An 18,751-nucleotide genomic window follows, 5' to 3' on the forward strand; every position below is an offset into this window, starting at 1 on the left:
AGTCGTCATGTTCCTCAGGGAGCGCCACCCCCAACTGCCCAAGCCCGTGGAGTACGCCCACATCGGCTGGGATTTCTTCATCCTGGTCGCGGTGATCGTCAACCTGGCGCTTCTGCTGTTCGATTCACTATTTCTGCTCACCTGGTTCGAGAACCTGGTGCAGAGCGCCTCCCCCGCCTTTCACGACGTTTACGCATCAAAGATCCACAGCCGCTTTGCGCGCATCGACCTGATCTTCGTCGCCATTTTCGTGGTGGACGTGCTCTTTGGCTGGGCGGCGGCGATCATCGAGCGGCGCTACCACCGCTGGTTCTTCTACCCCTTCGTGCACTGGTACGACGTGCTCGGCTGCATCCCGCTGGCGGGCTTTCGCTGGCTGCGGGCGCTGCGCGTGCTGTCGCTGCTCCATCGCCTGCACCGACTCGGGCTGATCGATGTGCGCCGCTGGTCGAGTTTCCAGTTCTTCGCCAAGTACTACGACATCCTGCTCGAGGAGCTCTCCGACCGCATCGCCCTGCGCCTGATGAGTAATGTCCAGCAGCAGGTGATAGCGGCGGACTCGCTCACCCAGCGCGTGGTGGACCGGGTCATCATGCCGCGCGAGGAGGCGCTGATCCAGGAGATCACCCAGCGCCTGGAGGCCACCGTGGGCAAGGCCTACCGCAAGAACCGCGAGGAGATCATGCGCTCGATCGACGCGTTGGTCACCCGCACCCTCAACGAGAGCCCCGAGATCCAGAAGCTCAACCGCCTGCCCATGGGGCTTGCTGCCTCCAACGCCATGCAGGCATCGCTCAGCGGCGTAGCCCAGCGTCTGGTCGAGGAGCTGGCGCTGGGCATTCATTCACCGGAGTTTCGCCGCGTGATCGAGCGCACTGCCGAAAGCGGCTTCGACAGCTGGCTCACGGTGGACGAGACCAGCGCCCACGTCACCGAGCAGGTGCTTTACGACATCATCGAAATGCTCAAGGAGCAGGTGCGCCGCCAGCGCTGGAAAGATCGCTATGAGTGACGAGTGGCTGTTGATGCTGGGGCCGGTGGCCGTGTTCATGCTGTCGATGACGCTGACACCGGGGCCGAACAACCTGATGCTCACCGCCTCCGGCGCCAATTTCGGCATTCGCCGAACGATGCCGCACATGCTCGGCATCGTGGGAGGCTGCTTCTTTCTGTACCTGGCCATCGCCCTGGGGCTCGGGGTGCTGTTCGAGCGCGCCCCGCTACTGCAGGTCACGCTGCGCTGGGCGGGGAGCGCCTATCTCCTGTATCTGGCCTACAGGATCGCCACGGCCCCGTCACCCAACGTGAAGGGGACAGACGAGCGCGGACAGCCGCTCACCTTTCTGCAGGCGGCGCTTTTTCAGCTCGCCAACCCCAAGGCCTGGATACTCGGGCTTGCGCTGATCGCGGGGTTTCTCCCCCAGGGTGGTCAGGCGCTGCTCAACGCCGCCGTGCTGGTGGGGTTCGCCGAGCTCGTCGCACTGCCGTGCCTGCTGGTGTGGGCGGGCTTTGGCGTGGCGATCGGTCGCCTGGTTAAGAACGACGCCGGCTGGCGGGCGTTCAATGTCACCATGGGACTGTTGACCGCCGCCAGCGTGGTGCTGATCCTGCGCTAGTCTTCTAGTCTTGCGCTAACCGCAGCGCAGGCCGGTGATGCGCCCCTGCTCGTCCACCTCGATGTTGAGGCGATCCTCGCGGTAGTCCATGGTCGCCATGCTGTCCGGGGCGAGCACGCGCACGTCGCGGGCGCCGCTGTCCGCGCGCAGCGCCTGGGCGCGCTCGTCACTCAAGGTCTCGCCCACGGCGGACGCAAGCGTCCCCGCCTGGCAGGTGCCCTCATTCTCTTGCGCGCCGCCGGCCACGCCCGGCGGCGGCGGCGCGCTGACGTCCGGCGAGCTGGGGGCACTCAGCGTCCCGGTCTGGGCGGCGCAGCCGCCGAGCAGCGCGGCCAGGGTCAAAGCGGCGAAACGAAGGGTCGACGATCGTGAAACGGTAGGCATGCCTTGGTTTTCCTTGAAAGAGCCAGCAGAGAACGAGTAATGGTTGTCCACAAAAAAGCAGGCGAGGAGCTCGCCTGCTTTTTCATGACACGGCAGTGTTATTCGGCAGCTTCCTGCACCGCACGGCCACCGGCCTGAACGTCCTGACCCGCACCGGATACGGTGTTGCAGCCGGCGAGCACGGAGGCGCTGACCAGCAGAACGAAGCTTGCCGCAAGTAGTTTTTTCATCGTGTTCTCCTTAACAATCATGATCGTGGACGCCCTTGCTCTATGTCATGAGACAGGTGCTCTTTCAGCGTAACAGCTTTTGAGAATCGTGCTCGCTTAACGTGCCCAGGGCGCAGCTGGTACTGCTATGATGGCCTTCGACCTCGAATTCTGGAGAACCTCGTGACCACCCTGATCCTGGACCCACGCCTTGCCGCCGACACCCTGTCGCTGGCCGATTTGCCCCTGTGCCGTGCGCTTCTGATGAACGATGCCCGCTACCCCTGGGTGATTCTGGTGCCGCGCCGGGAGAGCGTTTGCGAGGTGTACGAGCTCGACGCGGTCGACCAGGCCCAGCTGTGGCGCGAGGCCACGGCGCTGGGCGAGGCCCTGAACCGGGCATTCCAAGGCGACAAGCTCAACATCGCCACCCTCGGCAACGTGGTCGGCCAGCTTCACCTCCACCTGGTGGTACGCTTTGAGCGCGATGCCGCCTGGCCGGGGCCGGTATGGGGCAAGGGCGAGGCCGAGCCCTATACACCGGAGCAGCAGCGCGAACGCCGCGAGCTGATTCTCGCCCACATGGACAAGCTCGCGCTCTAGAGCACGCTCACCCGCCCGGGCCAAAGGGCGTCGTGGCCGGCCGCGAGGCGGGCGTGTCGAACAGCGGCGACGCCGGCTGATTGAAGCCGGCTACCGACAGCGATACCCCCAAGCAGACGATGAGCACGCCGCCGGCCAGCGCCGCCCAGGCGGCCCCCTTCTCGAGCACGCTCTGGCGTCGCTGGCGTTGCAGGCGCCGCGTGGCCCAGTCCCGGGCGAAGACGCTGGCCAGCGCCAGCGCCGAGACGGTGATACCGGTGCCCAGCGACATCGCCACCACCGCCGTGACGCCGACCATGAACTGGCCCAGAAGTCCCGCCGCGCCCAGCAGCAGCACCGCCCCGGAGCAGGGCCGCAGGCCGATCGCGACGACGGTCATCAGCGCCGTGCGCCAATCGAGCGCCTGGTCCGGCTCGACGTGGTGCGCGCCGCCACAGCAGTGGTGGCCGTGCGCGTGGGTGTGAGAATGATCGTGAGAGTGAGCGTGATCCTGGGAATGAGCGCGAGGCGAGAGCGGCGAACCCTCGCCTGGGCCGGGAGAAAGCGGCGTGAACACGGGCAGGGGCGCCGGCCGGTAGAGGCGCCAGAGCGTGCGCAGCGCCCGCACGCAGAGCCACGCCCCGAGCAGCGCCACCAGCAAGAAGCTCGCCTGCTCCACCCACACCACCTGCCCCATCGCCCGGCGGGTGACGAAGCCGAGCCCGATGACCAAAACACCCACCATGGCGATGGCGGTCACGCCCTGCAAGAGCGATGCGGCAAAGGAGAGCCCCAACGCACGCTTCATGGCGCCACCGTGCGAGGCGAGGTAGGTGGCCAGCACCGCCTTGCCGTGGCCCGGCCCCGCAGCGTGGAACACGCCGTAACCGAAACTGATGCCCAGAAGCGATAGCCACGCCGTGCGCGAAGGAGTTTGCGCAAGCTCGGTGATCGCCAGCGTCAACGCCCGGTGCAGCTCGCGCTGCCAGACGAGGATCTGCAGGCTTACGCCCTGGAACTGGGTGTAGATCAGGTAGCCGAGCGTGGCGAGCAGCACCGTACCCAGCACCGTGAACCCCAGCCCGCCGCCAAAACGCGCTGCGCCAGCGCTCGAGAAGGTACGCCGCACGATCACTCCTCCCCGCAGCGCAGATGGCCGGTTTCGGCGAAAAAGCGACCCAGTCCAGGTTCGCCCTGCTCGTCCTCGTCGAGCAGCGCGGCCTGCAGGACGAGCTCCGGGTCCGGATCCGCCGGGGTGATGGAAAGCCGGCACGCCAGATCGCCCTGCAGGGCGAGCGCGCTCGGGTCGGGGGCGCCGTCCTTCTCTTCGTGCACCACCTCGATATAGTAGGTCGGATCGAATATCTGGTACTCCAGGGTCGCACCGTCGAGTGCTGCTGGCTCCGCCAGCGGCAGCGTGAACATGTAGACCAGTCGTCCGTCGCGCTCGAGGGTGGTGTAGTCGCTCACTTCGCCGAGTGCCAGCGGCTCGCCGTTGAGACGCAGCTCGGTGAAGTAGCCCTGAACGGCGAGATTGTCGCGGATGTCGTGGCCCAGCTGGTCGAGCCCCTGTTCGAAGGTGGCGTCCGTCACCCGGGAGAGTTCGTCGAAGACGATCAGACTGTAGAACGGGTCCATCCGCCAGGTCTGGTCCAGCGCCACGGCCCGGTTCTGGTCGTCGGTGACGACGCGAACGCTCATGTCGATCCAGCCGTGCGGATGGGCCTTGGCAGTGCCACTGGCCAGAAGCGCCAGCACCGCAAACGCCGCCAGGGGAGCGGCGCGCATCGTAGTCCCTACGGTTTTACTCAAGGGGCCTCTCCCAGGCGTTGTTGCAGCTCGACCAGCCACGGGTCGAGCAGGTAGGGCGCAAGCGCCGTCGAGCCGCGCAGCGCCGAGACGCTGACCCGGCTCGCCCCGCCCTGATCATCGACCTGCAGCAGCAGGCGGTACTCCGGCCAGCGGGCAAGCGCCCCCTCGGCGCGCCCCAAGGCCAGATCGGCGTGACGGATCACGTAGCCCTGGGCCACCATCAGATCCACCGCCTCGCGAAAGGTGCGCTCCGAGGAGGCTTGAAAGCGCAGCTCGCGAGGTTCGAGCGGCGCGGTGGTGGCGCAGCCGGCAAGCGCCAGCAGTAGTGCCACGCCGCCAAGTCGAACGAGAGCCTTCATGGGCGCCCCTCCCCGCTGCCGAACCCGGGCAGCGCCGACTGGAAGCGTCGGCAGAAATCGTCGTCGCTGGCACTGCGCGCCTCGCGCATGTCACGCAGCTGGTCGAAGCGGCGCAGATCGCGGGAGAGGCGGACATGCCCGTTCTGGACCAGCACGCTCACCCGCTCACTCTCGACCGGCGCACGCCCGATGCCGCCCCCGATGCCCACCCCGAAACCGGCGCCCCGACCGATGCCGAACCCGCCGAAAAGGCGCATGCCGCTGGCGTAGCGGTAGCCGTCGTAGGGGTCGTTGTAGCCGGGAAGCTCGCGCTCCTTGCTGGCGCTGACCAGCCCCAGGTCGGTATCGGTGCTGTCGAGTTCGAAGCCCCAGTTCTCGAGCAGCGCCACGCTCTGCTCGATGACCTCGCGCGGGTCGTCGCCTACGGTAAAGTAGCACGCCGGCGACGGCGCGGGTTCGGCGCGGGGGAGCCGGTCGGGCGCGATCTGACAGCCCGCCAGCGCCATCATGCACGCGATACTGATCGGTAGTGATTTCATGGAGAGTCCCCGTGATGGCAGGTCGGCTCGAAAGCGTGGGTCGCAAGTCGCTGGTGCGGGCCGAGCCGCCACGCTAAGCTCGACGCTGCTGGCCCACTCCCAAGACAATAACTCAATCACAAGGTTTTATGGAGGATGCATGATGAAGGTCGTGCTGTGCCCGGATAGTTTCAAGGATGCGCTCGATGCCCAGAGCGCCGCCGATGCCATGGCCAAAGGCGTGCTCAACGCCCTGCCGGATGCCCGCGTTCACACCTGCCCGCTGGCGGACGGCGGCGAGGGCAGTCTCGAGGCGCTGATCGCCGCCACCGGCGCCGAGCGCCGCACCGCCCGGGTTCATGATGCCCTCGGTCGTCCCCGGGAGGCGAGCTGGGGCTGGCTTGCGCGCGAGCGCACCGCCTTCATCGAACTGGCCGAAGCCAGCGGTCTTCAGCACCTCGGCCCCAGCGAGCGCAACGCTCTGCACACCACCACCTTCGGGGTCGGCGAGCTGTTTCTTGCCGCGCTCGATGCCGGTGCCGAGCGCGCGCTCTTGCTGCTCGGCGGCAGCGCCACCAACGATGGCGGCGCCGGCATGCTCACGGCACTCGGTGCACGCCTGACAGACAGGCGCGGCAATGCCCTTGCCCCCGGCGGCGCGGCACTGGCCGAGCTCGAGACGCTGGATCTTTCCGGGCTCGACCCTCGCCTGGAGGCGCTTCGCGTCGAGGCGGCGGTGGACGTGGACAACCCGCTGCTGGGAAGCCGCGGCGCAAGCGCGGTCTTCGGCCCGCAGAAAGGCGCAAGCGAGGCCGACATCGCCACACTGGACGCGGCGCTCTCCCGCTTTGCCGATGTCAGCGCCGCCGTGCTCGGGTCAGATCTGCGCATGCTGCCCGGCGCCGGCGCGGCCGGTGGCATGGGCTTCGCCGCCGCGCGCTTTCTCGGCGCCACGCTCAAGCCGGGCATCGAGCTCATCATGACCCAGACCCATCTGGCGGCGCTGATCAAGGACGCGGACCTGGTGATCACCGGCGAAGGCCGCCTCGATGGCCAGAGCCTGGCGGGCAAGACGCCTATCGGCGTCGCCCGGGCAGCGAAGAAGCTGGCCACGCCGGTGGTGGTGTTGGCGGGCAGCCTCGGGCAAGGGTGGCAGGCGTGTCTCGACGAGGGCGTCACCGCCGCCTTCGCCCTGGCTGACGGGCCGATGAGCCTGGACGAGGCGCTGGCGCGCACCGCCGAGCTGCTCGGTGCGAAAAGCGAGAGCGTGGTGCGGCTATGGAGCCATCGAGGCGGTTGAAAAGCGTCGCCACCGCCTGCATCTACTGAAACGACGAATACGCGATACCGCGACGCTATGAAGGCGATACATAAAACTCGTTTCATTGCGCGCGGCTCGCCCGGTACTCTGGATCAAACGAATTGATGCCGCCCGGCGGTTCACCAAGGAGGAGTCACGATGTCCGAATTCAACAGCATCGGTTTGCACGAAAGCAGCGCAAGCCAGCTGGCCGAGAAACTCAACCACCTGCTGGCCAATTACCAGATCTTCTACATGAACGTGCGCGGCTACCACTGGAACGTCAAGGGCAGCGACTTTTTCCAGCTGCACGACAAGTTCGAAGAGCTCTACACCGACCTTCTGACAAAGGTCGACGAAGTAGCCGAGCGCATCCTGACCCTGGGTCACCAGCCGGTCCACGCCTACAGCGACTACGCCAAGCTCTCGCGCATTCAGGAAGACAAGGACGTCTCGGACGGTCGCGCCTGCGTGAAGGGTGTGCTCGACGGCTACCAGACCCTGATCGCCCTGCAGCGCGAAGTGCTGGCACTGGCGTCCGATGCCGACGACGAAGGCACCGCTGCCCAGGCTGGCGACTACATCCGCGAGCAGGAAAAGACCGTGTGGATGCTCAACGCCTACCTGAGCAAGTGAGCCTCGCCAGGCAGCTCGAATCATCAGGAGTCTCGACGACAACGGCGCCCTCGGGCGCCGTTGTCGGTTGAAGCGGGCTCAGCGCGGCGTTGCCAGCGCCTCGATCAGCACGCGCAGCATCGCCCAGAACTCGCTGACCGAGTCGAGTTCGACCCGCTCGTTGGGCGAGTGGGCGCCGCGAATCAAGGGACCGAAGGAGATCATGTCGAGCTCAGGGTACTTGGCGCCGAGAATCCCGCATTCGAGCCCGGCATGGATCACCTTGACCGCAGGCTCCTTGCCCAGGAGAGCGGCATGCTGCGCCTTGAACGTCGAAAGCAGGGCGCTTTGCGGGTTCGGCGCCCAGCCCGGATAGCCGTTCTCAACCTTGACCCGCGCGCCCATCAGGCCGAACAGCGCGCTGAACCGGTCGGCGAGCGCTTGTACCGCGCTATCGTGCAGCGAACGCACCAAAGCGCAGAGATGAAAGCGCCCATCGGTCAGACGCAGTACGCCCAGGTTGTTGGAGGTTTCCACCACGCCATCGACATCGGCACTCATGCGCTCCACACCGCAGGGTGCGGCCAGCAGTGCGGCGATCAGCATGGCACTGGCGTCACGAGTCAAGGGCTCCGCATCGAGGGCGGCCTCGAGGCGGCGCGCCTTGAGCGAAAGCCCCGGATCGCCGCTGCCGAGCTCCGCCTTCAGCACGCCTTCGAGCCGTTCGATTTTCTCGAAGGCGGTATCGACGTCATCGGCGGGCAGCGCCAGCCGGGCGAAGGCCTCGCGGGGGATGGCGTTTCTCAGCGTGCCGCCCTGGTAGTCGATCAGCCGCGCATCGAGAATGTCCAGCACCCGCAGTGCCCGCACCAGCAGGCGGTTGGCGTTGCCCAGGGGCTGGTGGATATCCACCCCGGAGTGGCCGCCCTTGAGCCCGGTCAGGGCGAGCTCGATCACGACCTCGTCGTCGCCAAGCGCCTTGCCGGGAAGCTGGGCGTCCACCAGCACGTCCGCCCCGCCGGCGCAGCCGATGTAGACCTCGCCGCGGTCTTCGCTATCCAGATTCAGCAGCAGCGAGCCCTCGAGCCAGCTCTCGGCAAGCCCCAGCGCCCCGCCCATGGAGGTCTCCTCCTCGAGGGTGAACAGCGCCTCCAGCGGGCCGTGGGTCAGGGTGTCGTCCTCGAGCACGGCAAGAATCGCCGCCACGCCCAGGCCGTTGTCGGCGCCGAGCGTAGTGCCGTCGGCGTGCAGCCAGCCATCCTTCACGCAGGTGCGGATCGGGTCGCGCTCGAAATCGAACGGCGTGTCGGCGTTGGCCTGAGCGACCATGTCCAGATGGCCCTGAAGAATCACGCCGGGGGCGCTTTCACAGCCCGAACTCGCCGGCTTCTTGATACGCAGGTTGCCGAAGGCGTCGCGGTCGTGGGCAAGGCCCAGGCCGTCGGCCCAGGTTTCGAGCTTTTCGACCAGGGCAGCCTCGCAGCCGGAGGGCCGCGGCGTGTTGCACAGCGTGCGGAAATGGCGCCATACCAGCGAGGGTTCCAGCGTATCGAGATGTTCGTTCATGGTAGCTCTTCGTGATTCGTAACCGCCCTACTCTACCGCTCCGGGCCGCCCGGGAAAAGAGTGCGCCAGTACCGCACGCAGCGCCTGGCGCAGCACGCCGACGGCCTCGCGCGGCGCCTTGACCGGCGGCGCGTTCTGAAACGCCCAGGCGGCAAGGGTTCCAAGCCCTGCGGGCATCTCTTCATGCCCTGCATGCCGGGCTGCCGCGCGCACCAGCGCCTGCAGGGCTGGGCGAGCCAGCGCCGGGTCGCGGTGGGCGTAGGCGACATCCTCCACATCGCGCCACCGGAGCGCGCCCAGCGGCGCGTCGGTCAGCGCCGCCAGCACGAGGGTCACCACGTCGGCGTCCAATCCGGCAAGCTCGAAGGCCAGGTGCCCGGGCAGCGCCGCGCCGAACGCCGCCGAGAGCTCCTCGAGCACCGCCGCGCCCTCGGCGTCCAGCGCCCGGGCCACCATGATCGCGTACTCGCCGGTGGCGGCCTCCCGGGTGACGCCGAGGCGCACCGGGGTGAAGTCCAGCGCCCGCCAGAAGCGCAGAAGCCCCGCCTCGGCGCCGAAGGTGGCCCCGTAGAGCGACACGCCGGCGGCGCGGGCGGCCTCGATATCCGCCTCGATCAGCGCCCGCCCCAGCCCTTCGCGGCGCCGCTCCGGGTGAACCGCCACCCGCGCCACCCGCCGCCAGCGGGCGGTGAGCGCGGCGCGGCTGCCGCCGTGGGCGGCCAGGGACTGGGCCAGCAGGTGCCCGCGCGGGCGGCGCTCGCCTCGGGCCACCGCGTCGGCGAGCGCGTGGTCGAAGCCCCCCTCCTCACGAGTGACCAGTACCGCCTGGGGCTCGTCGTTGGTCTCGATCAGCCGGAGGGCGGTGCTCGGCCCGTCGAGGAGCTGGCGCAGGTCCGCCGGGGTGGTGCGGTAGTGCGACTGCACCAGCAGGCCAAAGGCGCGCTCGAGCAGCGCCGGACGCCGGGCCAGCGCCGCCTGGGTGATGGCGCGGGGCGAAACCGCGCCCGGCATGACGCGCGGCAGCGGCGCCTTGAGCAGCAGAAGTGTCTCGAGGGTAGCCTCGAGCGGGTCGTCGGGGGCAAAACGAATGGGGGTTTCGAGGCTTACCTCGCGCCACAACGGCGTGCACCGGTCGAGCACCGCGCGAAAGCGCAGCGCGAAGCCGCGCCCGGAGCCCTCGTAGCCGTGCACCGTGGTAGCAAACGCAATGCGCGGAAACGCCGCCAGCCAACGGGCGAGCGCCGCCGCCGGCAGGGCCGCTGCCTCGTCGACCAGCAGGACGCTGCCGTCGCCGCCGAGCGAGCCTTCCGTCAAGGCGTCGTCGAGCGCCTGGGGCGATACAAACGCCGCCCGCTGGCCGCTAGGCAGTACAAGGCTCGTCGGGCCTTCGCGCTGCGCGCTCGGGCAGAGTGCTGCCAGGCGTTCGAACAGGCTCGCCACCGCTGCCGGCGACGGCGCGGTGACCGTGACGTTCGAGACGCCGGCCTCCAGCAGCCGCGCGCAGCCCATGCCCAGCGCCGCGCTCTTGCCCCGGCCGCGGTCGGCGGTGATCACCAGCGGCCGGCGGCGTTTGAGTCGCCCGACCAGCGCGGCCACGCGAGCCTGCTCGGCATCCGGCTCGACGCGTGGCGCGCGCCCGAGGCGCGGCAGGTAGAGACGCCCCTCCAGCGGCCAGCGCGCCACCGCCGGTGAGGCGCTCAGAATGCCCGCCAGCCGCGCGAGGTAGCGCGCTTCGAGACCCTGCCAGGTCCAGGGGTGGTCGCTCAGGCGGGCATAGTCCGGGTCCGGCGCTGTGCCCCAGTCGGTGGGGGTGATCAGTACGCAGAGCCCGCCGGCGGTGAGCGTGCCCGCGAGCACGCCGAGGGCGTCCGGGTCGAAGCCGTGCTTTCCGCTGGCGTCAAGCACCACCAGCTGGTGCTCGCCGCCGAGCCGACTGCGCGCCTTGCGCGGCGCCAGCGCCTCAAGGCTTGGCGAGTCACTGGCGCTGCCTACCCACAGCGGCGAGCGCCACGCCTGCGCTTGCCACAGCGCCGCTGCCGCCTGGCGAGCCGCCGCCGGCTCGCCGCTGAGCCACACGAGCCGCCGCCAGTGCCGCCGTGCCAGCCGCCGGGCGTGAATGATCAGCGCGGCGACGGCGCGCTCGGTGGGCGCGGGAGAGAAGTCGAGCGGACGTGGCGGCATGGCGGCTCCTGGCGCGGCGACAAGGCGAACGATCGTCAACGCCCGATTAAACGCGTGGCGTATCCAGGCGCCAGAGTATAGCGCCAACGTCTTGTCGTCGAAGCCTTTATCCGGGGCGAGCGGGCAGGCAGGGAGGACCTGCATCTACCACTAAGAGCTAAAGCGCGTCGCCGCATGGGGTGTGCTAGCTTATCGCTGTAGCGCCGACGAATTGACGTTAACGTCAACCGGGCGCTCGTTTTCCTGACCGGTTCCAACAATCAATAACGACCACCACGCTAACAGGAAACCCACCATGAAAATCCTTTCGCGTTTCGCCCTGAGCACCCTGGCCACCGGCGTGCTGCTCGCCTCCACCGCACAGGCCCAAGAGCAGTGGACCATGACCTCCACCTGGGCGGACAACCTGGACCTGATCCAGATCGATCGCCACTGGGTGGAGCTGGTCAACCAGCTCGCCGGAGACGAGCTGCAGATCAACTTCCGCGCCGGGGGCACGCTGATGCCCGGCACCGAGGTGTTCGACGCCACCGAGACCGGCAGCATCGAGGCCGCCGGGGACTGGCCCGGCTATTGGGCTGGCCTCAACCCGGCGTTCTCGCCGCTGGCCACCACCACAAGCCTGTTCAACGCCGTGGATTACCTGAACTGGATCCAGCAGTGGGGCGGGCGCGAGCTCTACGAGGAGATCTACGGCCAGTTCAACATGATGTATCTGCCCTACGGCATCACCAACAACGAGTCCGGCTTCATGGGCCGCACGCCGATCGCCAGCATCGCCGATCTCGACGGCAAGCGCCTGCGCCTTTCCGGGCGCGACCAGGGCCGGGTGCTCGAACGGCTCGGCGGCTCCCAGGTGACGCTGGCCGGCGGCGAGGTGTACCAGGCCATCGAGCGCGGCGTGATCGACGCGGGCGAGTTCTCCACCCCCGGCGTCGACTACAAGGCGGGCTTCTCGGAAGTCGCCGACAACTGGGCGACGCCGGGCTGGCACCAGTCCGCCAGCGTCTTCGGCGTGATGATCAACATGGACGCCTGGAACGCGCTTTCCGAGGAGACTCAACAGAAGCTGCGCATCGCCGCCGACGCTACCATGGCCTGGTCGCTGGCCTGGTCCGAGCGCGAGTCCAACGAGGCGACCCGTCAGTTCGTCGAGGATGGCGTCACCATCAACCAGTTCTCCGACGAGGACCTGGCGCAGATACAGCAGGTGACCAACGAGGTGATCGTCCAGGGCGCCTGCGAGAACCCGGACCACGCAAAAGTTTACCAGTCGATGGTGAGCTACCTGCAGGATTACGCCACCTGGCGCGACGTCTCCTACCCCTTCAACATGAGCCGCACCATGGACAATCTGCCGTCGCTTGAAGAGATCGAAGCCTGCCTTTAAGGCGCCTTTGTCGCCCCGGCCCGGCCGGGGCCTCAGCTGACCGCGGAGAGTCACCATGCATGCCATTGCCAAGGCAATCGACGCTTTCAACGAGCTGTTCGGGCGTCTGATCGCGCCGTTGATCGCCGTCATCACCCTGATCGTGCTTTACGACATCGGCGCGCGCTTCTTTCTGGGCCGCCCCAGCGACTGGGCCTTCGATGTCACCAAGATGCTGTTCGGCGCCCATTTCATGCTGATGGCCGCTTACGGGCTCAAGCACCACGCCCACGTCGAGGTCGACGTGATCAAGCGCCTTTTGTCGCTCAAGCGCCAGGCACTGTTGACGCTTGCGGGCTACCTGATCTTCTTCGTTCCCTTCATCTGGATGCTGTTGAAGTACGGCTGGCTGTTCTTTGATCGCGCCTTCAGCCGGGGCGAAACCACCTACGGCATGGTGGCGCTGCCGGTCTACCCCATCAAGGGGGTAATCGTGCTCGCCGCCGCACTGATTCTACTCCAGGCGATCGCGATCGTGCTGCGCGCCGTGATCATCCTGCGTGAGGAGCGCTCCTATGAACTTGAGTCCTGAGCTACTGGCGCTTGCGATGTTCGGCGGGCTGCTGCTGGGGCTCTTCATGGGCCATCCGCTCGCCTTCGTGCTTGGCGGCGTGGCGGTGGTCGGCGCCTTTCTCGGCCCCGGCGAGCGAGTGCTGGGCACCTTGATCAACAACATCTATGGCAACGCCATGGACAACTACGTGCTGGTGGCAATCCCGCTGTTCGTGCTGATGGCGCGGTTTCTCAACGACTCCGGCGTCACCGAGCGAATGTTCGACGCCATGCGGCTTTTGCTTGCCAACCTACGCGGGGGCCTGGCGCTCACCGTGGTTATCGTCTCCGTGCTGCTGGCCGCCACCACCGGTATTGTCGGCGCCTCGATCGCGGTAATGGGCATGATCGCGCTGGTACCGATGCTGAAGTACGGCTACAACAAGGAGCTCAGCACCGGAGTGATCATGGCCAGCGGCTGCCTGGGGATTTTGATTCCGCCGAGCATCATGCTGATCTTGATGGCGAGCTACTCGCCGGTCTCGGTAGGCGCACTTTTTGCCGGTGCCATGGTGCCCGGGGTGATGCTCGGGGTGATGTATGCGCTGTACGTGCTGATCGTATGTCACTTCAAGCCAGACTTCGGGCCGCCGGTGCCCAAGGAGGAGCGTGCCCGGGTCAGCACCGCGGAGCTGCTGATCATGCTGGCCAAGTACGTGGTGCCGCCGATGGCACTGATTCTGGGCGTCCTGGGGGCACTGTTCGCCGGCATCGCCACCGCGACCGAGGCCTCAGCGATCGGCGTACTGATCGCCTTCATCCTGTTTCTGATCTTCGGTGATCGCAAGCTCGCCACCTGCTATCGCACCCTGATCGATGCAGGCAAGACCACCACCATGGTCATGCTGGTGCTGGTAGGCGCAACCGCCTTCACCGGGGTGTTTTCCCGGGGCGGCGGCATGCAGGTGATCCAGGATCTGTTGCTGGCCATGCCCGGAGGCACCACGGGTGCGCTGATCATGATGTTCCTGCTGGTCTTCGTGCTGGGCATGTTCCTGGACTGGACCGGCATCGTGCTCTTGAGCTTCCCCATCATGCTGCCGATCATCCAGCAGATGGGGGTCGACCCGCTGTGGTTCGTGGTGATGGTCGCCGTGGTGCTGCAGACCTCGTTTCTGACCCCGCCGTTTGGCTACGCGCTGTTCTACCTGAAAGGCGTGGCACCGCCCGGGGTGGAAACCATCGACCTGTACCGTGCGGTCATTCCCTTCTGCGCGCTGATCCTGCTCGCCTGCGTGCTGATGGCCTTCTTCCCCGTGCTAGTGACGGGGCTTCCCAGCGTGATGGTGGGTTATTGATCGGCGTTGAAAACGATGATGCCGGCTACCGGGTACTCCCACGCACGATCGGCACGACGGGGAGACGCTTGCGCTCCCCGGTGACGATGCCGGTCTCGATCTGCTCCAGCAGCCGCTGGGTGGCGTGAGTGACCATCTCTTCCAGCGGCTGCTGAATCGTGGTGAGCCGGTAGCTTGGCCAGCTCGCCACGGGCATGTTGTCAAAACCCACCACGCCCACGTCCTCGGGCACCCGTAGTCCAAGCTCCGCTCGAAGGGTATCGATGACGGCGACGGCCATATGGTCATTGGCGGCGAAGATGGCGTCCGGTGGGGGGGTACGCGTGAAGAGCGCCCGCGTGGCGGCCTGGGCGGCGGTGCGCTGGTAGTCGCCGGACTCTTCGGCCCAGCAGTGGTGGCCATGGTCGGCAAGTGCGGCGAGAAACCCCTCCCGGCGTTCGTTGCTCGTGGAGGATTGCGCGACCCCGGCAACGAACGCGATGCGCTCGTAGCCGCGTGCGATCAGCCACTCTCCGGCCCAGTAGCCGCCACGATGGTTGTCGCTGGCCACCTGACTCACGCCCTCGAAGGTCACGGTGCGGTTGATCAAGGCGACCGGTATGCCGCGCTCGACGCACTCTTGGGCAAAGGAAGAGGAGAGTCTTGCGGCCAACATCAGGATGCCGTCAGCCTGACGCTGCAGGATATCCGCCATGATGGCGCTCGATTGCTCGTCGTCGCGACTCATGAACAGCAGCAGATGATACCCGTGCTGCTGAAGCTGCCGGGCGGCGCAATCCAGCATCTGGGCGTAGAAGGGATTGTCGAGCTGGGACATGACCACCGCGATGGTGCGAGACGAGCGGGTGATGAGCGAGCGGGCGATGCTGTTGGGTCGATACCCGAGTTCTCGGGCCGCCGCCAGCACCTTCTCGCGGGTTTTCGGCGCGATGCTGGCCTTAGGGGAAAAGCACCGACTGACCGCCGACTGGGACACCCCCGCCAATTCCGCCACCTGTCGGGAGGTCACCGGCCGCTTTTTCATGCTTACCTCGTCTGCTTGCTCGTGAGTAGGTGGGCCGAGCCAGGTTCGCCGCCCGTCAGTTTGCCATTCGCTGCTTGTGGGCCATCAGCGCCATCAAGTGCCGGTCGCGCCAAGCCTGCCGATCCAGCAACTGATGAACGGGCAGCACCTCGCGTCGCTCTTGCTCCAGACGCTCGAGAGTCGGCGCCGCCCACGGGTTGGCCTCGCTTCTCTGGGTATCGACATCGTAATAGAGAGGCCCGTAGCGGCCAGCGTAGTCCACGACGCCGTTCGGGGCGTTCAGGTCGATGGTCTCGAAGGGTCCCATGAAGGACCAGCGCAAGCCTAACCCATGTTTGACGGTTTTATCGAGATCCTCCGCCGATACGTAGCCGTCGCGATAGAGCCGTAACGCTTCGTTGAGCAGCGCCCCTTGAAGGCGATTGAGAACAAAGCCCTGCACCTCCTTGCGTACCAGGATCGGCTCCTGGCGCACCTTGCGCATCAGCGCCAGCGTACGCTCCACCACCGTCGAACTCGTTCGGGGCCCGGGCACCACTTCCACCAGTGGAATGAGATAGGGTGGATTGACCGGGTGCGCCACCAGGCAGCGCTCGGGATGGCGCAAATGGCCACTGAAGTGCGAGGCCACGATCCCCGACGTCGAGCTTGCAAGGATGGTGTGTGCATCACAGACCGCTTCTAGCTGCGTGTACAGAGCCTGCTTGGCGGCCACGTTCTCCGGGCCGCACTCTTGAACATAGCCGACCCCGGCCAGAGCGACGGTCAGATCCACTTCTACCGCGATACGCGAGGCCACCTGGGACGGCGCCTCGATCAACCCGGCGCTTTTCAGGTCATCGAGCGATTCGTCGATGAGGCCGCGAACCTGATCGAGCTGCTGGATATCGATATCAAAAAGGCGTACCTCGAGCCCGGCGCGGGCGAAGACGATGGCCCAAGCACGCCCGATGAGCCCTGCGCCAACCACTGCAATCTTATGGGTCATGATCTACCTCTTGTTGTGGGTCATAACGTTGTGAGTCATGGCATCGTGGATCGTGTTGCCGATGCGCCCTGATCAAGCGCTTTATAACGATTGCTCAAGCGCTTTCCAAACATTTTGCATTCGTATGCAAAAAAGTCTAGCCTTGTTTTGTTCCTTCGACTCGGACGCGTTGCATGCACCGAGAATCATCACAAGAATGCCAATAAATTCAACAAGGAGCTTCACATGGTGCGTTACCTGAAATCCGGTGCTTCGCTTGCGACCCGCGCCGAGGCGGATCGCCACGTGCGTGAAACCGTCGAGCAGACCCTCGCTGATATTGAAGCGAAGGGCGATGAGGCGGTGCGCCGGTTGTCCGAGACTTTTGACCGCTGGTCACCCGCCTCCTTTCGCCTGAGCCCGGAGGAGATCGAACAGGCGATGAGCGAGGTATCCCCGCGTGATCTGGAGGACATCCGTTTTGCTCAGGCGCAGATTCGTCGGTTTGCCGAGGCGCAGCTGGCCTCGATGCAGCCAGTGGAGATCGAGACCCGCCCTGGCGTGTGGCTGGGGCACAAGCACGTGCCCATCGCCTCCGTGGGCTGTTATATCCCCGGAGGTGCCTACCCGATGGTGGCCTCGGCCCATATGAGTGTCCTCACCGCGAAGGTGGCGGGGGTCAAGCGTGTGGTGGCCGCTGCCCCGCCCTACAAGGGCAAGCCTCACCCGGCTATTGTGGCGGCCATGCACCTGGCCGGGGCCGACGAGATTCTGGTGCTGGGAGGCGTGCAGGCGGTCGGCGCGATGGCGATCGGTACCGACACCATTGCCCCGGTCGACATGCTGGTGGGCCCGGGTAACGCTTTCGTCGCCGAAGCCAAGCGTCAGCTCTTCGGCCGAGTCGGTATCGATCTGTTCGCAGGGCCGACCGAAACCCTGGTCATCGCCGATGACAGCGTGGACGGGCTCTTGTGCGCCACGGACCTTCTCGGCCAGGCCGAACACGGCCCTACCTCTCCCGCAGCGCTTCTGACCAACTCCCCGGCGCTGGCCCAACAGACCCAGGAAGCTATCGACGCACTGCTGCAGAAGCTGCCCACCGCGGACATCGCTCGCAAGGCCTGGGACACTTACGGTGAGATCATCGTCTGTGATAGCCACGAGGAGATGCTCGAGGTGGCCAACGAGATGGCCTACGAGCATGTTCAGGTGATGACCGAGGATCCGGAGTTCTATCTCGAGCGGATGATCAATTACGGCGCGCTCTTTCTAGGCCCGCGCACCAACGTTGCCTTCGGTGACAAGGTCATCGGCACCAACCATACCCTACCAACCAGAAAAGCCGCGCGTTATACCGGCGGGCTGTGGGTGGGCAAGTTTCTCAAGACCTGCACCTATCAACGTATCCTGACGGACGAGGCCTCGGCGGAAATCGGCCGCTACTGTTCAAGGCTTTGCGCTCTCGAAGGCTTTGTCGGCCACGGTGAGCAGGCCAACGAGCGGGTACGCCGCTACGGTCGCCAAGAAGTACCTTACGCCTCGGCCGTCACGTCATGAACCTGCCCCAGACACCCAGCCAGCGTCTGGAGGGCAAGCGGGCGTTGGTCACCGGGGCAAGCCAAGGCATCGGGCTTGCCGCCGCCTGTGCGCTGGCCCAGGCCGGTGCTCACGTCACGCTGGTGGCACGCGGGCAGGCCCTGCTCGATGAAGCGGTAGCAGCCCTGACGTCCGCCGGGCACGAGGCAACGGCACTGGCGCTGGATGTCCACGATCACGCGGCGGTCACCCGGCACCTGGCAGGACAACACTTCGACATCCTGGTGAACAACGCCGGGACCAACCGCCCACGGCCGCTGGAAGAGGTCGGCCCCGGGGACTATGCCGCGGTCATGGATCTTAACGTGCGCGCCTGCTACTTCATGACCCAGGCCGTCGTGGCGAACATGCCCGCCGGGGGCAGCATCATCAACATGTCCTCTCAGATGGGCCACGTGGGGGCGGCCAACCGCAGCCTCTACTGCGCCTCGAAGGCCGCGGTAGAGGGCATGACCCGCGCCCTGGCGGTGGAGCTGGGGCCACGCCACATTCGCGTCAACTCCCTTTGCCCTACATTCATCGAAACCGCCATGACGCGCCCCTTCTTCGAGGAGCCCGGCTTTCTCGAGAGCGTTCTCGCCAACATTCCGCTGGGCCGGCTCGGTCAGGTCGAGGACATGATGGGGCCGGTCGTCTTTCTGGCATCCCCCGCTGCGGCATTGGTCACCGGGAGCGCCCTGATGGTGGACGGAGGCTGGACGGCACGTTAGGCACGCCAGTGCGGCAAGGCCCATACGTGGGCT

The 18,751-nt window shown here is 66.4% G+C and carries 20 protein-coding genes; 10 read left to right on the forward strand and 10 right to left on the reverse strand.

The window, feature by feature from the left end; translation table 11 throughout:
* Positions 1–7: 7 nt before the first annotated feature.
* Positions 8–1,012 (forward strand): ion transporter, encoded by a 1,005-nt coding sequence (locus GEV37_RS03160; RefSeq protein ID WP_227388715.1) that lies wholly within the window; start codon positions 8–10, stop codon positions 1,010–1,012.
* Complete coding sequence (locus GEV37_RS03165) at positions 1,005–1,616, forward strand: LysE family translocator (RefSeq protein ID WP_227388716.1); 612 nt, start codon at positions 1,005–1,007, stop codon at positions 1,614–1,616. Before GEV37_RS03160 ends, GEV37_RS03165 begins: the two co-directional genes overlap by 8 nt.
* Before the next feature lie 15 nt (positions 1,617–1,631).
* On the opposite strand, the gene GEV37_RS03170 is transcribed toward GEV37_RS03165, so the two are convergent.
* Positions 1,632–2,000, reverse strand: coding sequence for an I78 family peptidase inhibitor (locus tag GEV37_RS03170; protein WP_227388717.1), 369 nt, complete (start codon positions 1,998–2,000; stop codon positions 1,632–1,634).
* 98 nt (positions 2,001–2,098) lie between these two features.
* Positions 2,099–2,230 (reverse strand): entericidin A/B family lipoprotein, encoded by a 132-nt coding sequence (locus GEV37_RS03175; protein WP_227388718.1) that lies wholly within the window; start codon positions 2,228–2,230, stop codon positions 2,099–2,101.
* A 162-nt stretch (positions 2,231–2,392) separates the two neighbouring features.
* On the opposite strand from GEV37_RS03175, the gene GEV37_RS03180 reads away from it, so the two are divergent.
* Positions 2,393–2,812 (forward strand): HIT domain-containing protein, encoded by a 420-nt coding sequence (locus GEV37_RS03180; protein ID WP_227388719.1) that lies wholly within the window; start codon positions 2,393–2,395, stop codon positions 2,810–2,812.
* A gap of 7 nt (positions 2,813–2,819) precedes the next feature.
* Here the strand turns inward: GEV37_RS03180 and GEV37_RS03185 are convergent, their stop codons facing one another.
* From GEV37_RS03185 to GEV37_RS03200, 4 genes are read right to left on the reverse strand one after another with little or no spacing between them, the layout of a single operon-like run.
* Complete coding sequence (locus tag GEV37_RS03185) at positions 2,820–3,920, reverse strand: nickel/cobalt transporter (protein WP_386111080.1); 1,101 nt, start codon at positions 3,918–3,920, stop codon at positions 2,820–2,822.
* A 2-nt stretch (positions 3,921–3,922) separates the two neighbouring features.
* Positions 3,923–4,579, reverse strand: coding sequence for a DUF1007 family protein (locus tag GEV37_RS03190; protein WP_227388720.1), 657 nt, complete (start codon positions 4,577–4,579; stop codon positions 3,923–3,925).
* 20 nt (positions 4,580–4,599) lie between these two features.
* Positions 4,600–4,962, reverse strand: a complete 363-nt coding sequence (locus tag GEV37_RS03195) for a hypothetical protein (RefSeq protein WP_227388721.1) — start codon at positions 4,960–4,962, stop codon at positions 4,600–4,602.
* A complete protein-coding gene (locus tag GEV37_RS03200) occupies positions 4,959–5,501 on the reverse strand; it encodes a hypothetical protein (RefSeq protein WP_227388722.1) in 543 nt (180 codons plus the stop codon). Before GEV37_RS03200 ends, GEV37_RS03195 begins: the two co-directional genes overlap by 4 nt.
* Before the next feature lie 142 nt (positions 5,502–5,643).
* Between GEV37_RS03200 and GEV37_RS03205 the strand changes: the two genes are divergently transcribed.
* Both GEV37_RS03205 and GEV37_RS03210 read left to right on the forward strand, forming a co-directional pair.
* Entirely contained in the window at positions 5,644–6,780 is a 1,137-nt protein-coding gene (locus GEV37_RS03205; RefSeq protein WP_227389201.1) for a glycerate kinase, read from the forward strand.
* Positions 6,781–6,939: 159 nt separating this feature from the next.
* Positions 6,940–7,416, forward strand: a complete 477-nt coding sequence (locus GEV37_RS03210; protein ID WP_227388723.1) for a Dps family protein — start codon at positions 6,940–6,942, stop codon at positions 7,414–7,416.
* A 78-nt stretch (positions 7,417–7,494) separates the two neighbouring features.
* Here the strand turns inward: GEV37_RS03210 and GEV37_RS03215 are convergent, their stop codons facing one another.
* Positions 7,495–8,961 (reverse strand): aminoacyl-histidine dipeptidase, encoded by a 1,467-nt coding sequence (locus tag GEV37_RS03215; protein WP_227388724.1) that lies wholly within the window; start codon positions 8,959–8,961, stop codon positions 7,495–7,497.
* Between the two features lie 27 nt (positions 8,962–8,988).
* Positions 8,989–11,142, reverse strand: coding sequence for a GNAT family N-acetyltransferase (locus GEV37_RS03220; protein ID WP_227388725.1), 2,154 nt, complete (start codon positions 11,140–11,142; stop codon positions 8,989–8,991).
* Between the two features lie 295 nt (positions 11,143–11,437).
* Between GEV37_RS03220 and dctP the strand changes: the two genes are divergently transcribed.
* From dctP to GEV37_RS03235, 3 genes are read left to right on the forward strand one after another with little or no spacing between them, the layout of a single operon-like run.
* On the forward strand, positions 11,438–12,532 hold the full coding sequence (gene dctP / locus GEV37_RS03225; protein ID WP_227388726.1) for a TRAP transporter substrate-binding protein DctP: 1,095 nt from the start codon (positions 11,438–11,440) through the stop codon (positions 12,530–12,532).
* Between the two features lie 55 nt (positions 12,533–12,587).
* Positions 12,588–13,103 carry a TRAP transporter small permease subunit gene (locus GEV37_RS03230; protein WP_227388727.1) on the forward strand — a complete coding sequence of 172 codons (516 nt, stop codon included), beginning with the start codon at positions 12,588–12,590 and terminating at the stop codon, positions 13,101–13,103.
* Positions 13,087–14,421 (forward strand): TRAP transporter large permease, encoded by a 1,335-nt coding sequence (locus GEV37_RS03235; protein WP_227388728.1) that lies wholly within the window; start codon positions 13,087–13,089, stop codon positions 14,419–14,421. Before GEV37_RS03230 ends, GEV37_RS03235 begins: the two co-directional genes overlap by 17 nt.
* Before the next feature lie 25 nt (positions 14,422–14,446).
* Here the strand turns inward: GEV37_RS03235 and GEV37_RS03240 are convergent, their stop codons facing one another.
* Both GEV37_RS03240 and GEV37_RS03245 read right to left on the reverse strand, forming a co-directional pair.
* On the reverse strand, positions 14,447–15,445 hold the full coding sequence (locus tag GEV37_RS03240) for a LacI family DNA-binding transcriptional regulator (protein WP_227388729.1): 999 nt from the start codon (positions 15,443–15,445) through the stop codon (positions 14,447–14,449).
* A 55-nt stretch (positions 15,446–15,500) separates the two neighbouring features.
* Entirely contained in the window at positions 15,501–16,433 is a 933-nt protein-coding gene (locus tag GEV37_RS03245) for a 3-hydroxyacyl-CoA dehydrogenase (RefSeq protein ID WP_227388730.1), read from the reverse strand.
* 225 nt (positions 16,434–16,658) lie between these two features.
* Between GEV37_RS03245 and hisD the strand changes: the two genes are divergently transcribed.
* Both hisD and GEV37_RS03255 read left to right on the forward strand, forming a co-directional pair.
* Positions 16,659–17,969, forward strand: a complete 1,311-nt coding sequence (gene hisD, locus GEV37_RS03250; RefSeq protein ID WP_227388731.1) for a histidinol dehydrogenase — start codon at positions 16,659–16,661, stop codon at positions 17,967–17,969.
* A complete protein-coding gene (locus GEV37_RS03255; RefSeq protein ID WP_227388732.1) occupies positions 17,966–18,718 on the forward strand; it encodes an SDR family NAD(P)-dependent oxidoreductase in 753 nt (250 codons plus the stop codon). The genes hisD and GEV37_RS03255 overlap by 4 nt, the downstream gene beginning before the upstream one ends.
* Positions 18,719–18,751: the final 33 nt, after the last annotated feature.

The organism is Vreelandella malpeensis, assembly GCF_020622355.1.
In the GTDB taxonomy this organism is placed as follows: domain Bacteria; phylum Pseudomonadota; class Gammaproteobacteria; order Pseudomonadales; family Halomonadaceae; genus Vreelandella; species Vreelandella malpeensis.